Below are 691 nucleotides of genomic sequence, written 5' to 3' on the forward strand. Positions count from 1 at the left end.
GCAGATGCAGCGAACGACAGTGGCAGACGCTCCAGCGCTATGGCGAGCCCTGTTCCGCTAGCCTCTGCGATGTGCAGGCCGTCGGCGAGCAGTCCATCGGAAACGTCCGCTGCGGCGGTGGCGTACCCGAGCAAGGTCTCGCGAAGTTCAAGCCGCGGCGTCGGCCGATAGAAGCGCTCCAGCAGGTAGGGTTCATCGCCGGCGGCGGCGCTCCACAATTCGCCCTGCTTCAAACCGAGGCCCAGAGCCGCATCGCCCACGGTTCCGCTGACATAAAGTCGGTCCCCGGCCCTGCCCCCGCTGCGTTTCACGGTCCGTCCCGTCGGCGCCCAGCCGATCACGGTGAGACTGGCGGTCAGCGGACCGGAGGTCGCCACCGTATCCCCGCCGAACAGGCGAAGTCCGCAGACATTCAAGGCTCGGCCGAATCCGGCGGCGAAATCGGCGCGCGCAGCCTCGCTGAACATCTCCGGCCAGGCGATGGTGAGCAGCGCGCCGTCGGGTTCGGCCGCCTTGGCCGCCAGATCGGAAACCGCGCTGCGCACCAGGCGCTCCGCCATGAGCGCAGGCGCGTCGTCGGCGAAGACATGCACGCCGGCCACGATGGCGTCGACGCTGAGCACCTGCTCGCAGCCCTCGCGGGGACGCAGCACCGCCGCGTCGTCAAGGAGACCGAGCGCTTCAGGAACGT

1 protein-coding gene is annotated in these 691 nt (G+C 69.2%); it reads right to left on the reverse strand.

Annotated elements, in window-relative coordinates:
- Positions 1-691, reverse strand: a 691-nt coding sequence (gene thiL, locus ACNOHI_RS24910) for a thiamine-phosphate kinase (RefSeq protein WP_420477416.1), incomplete at both ends; no start/stop codon positions are given.

The sequence above is a fragment of the Noviherbaspirillum sp. ST9 genome (assembly GCF_048799745.1).
Lineage (GTDB): Bacteria > Pseudomonadota > Gammaproteobacteria > Burkholderiales > Burkholderiaceae_D > Noviherbaspirillum.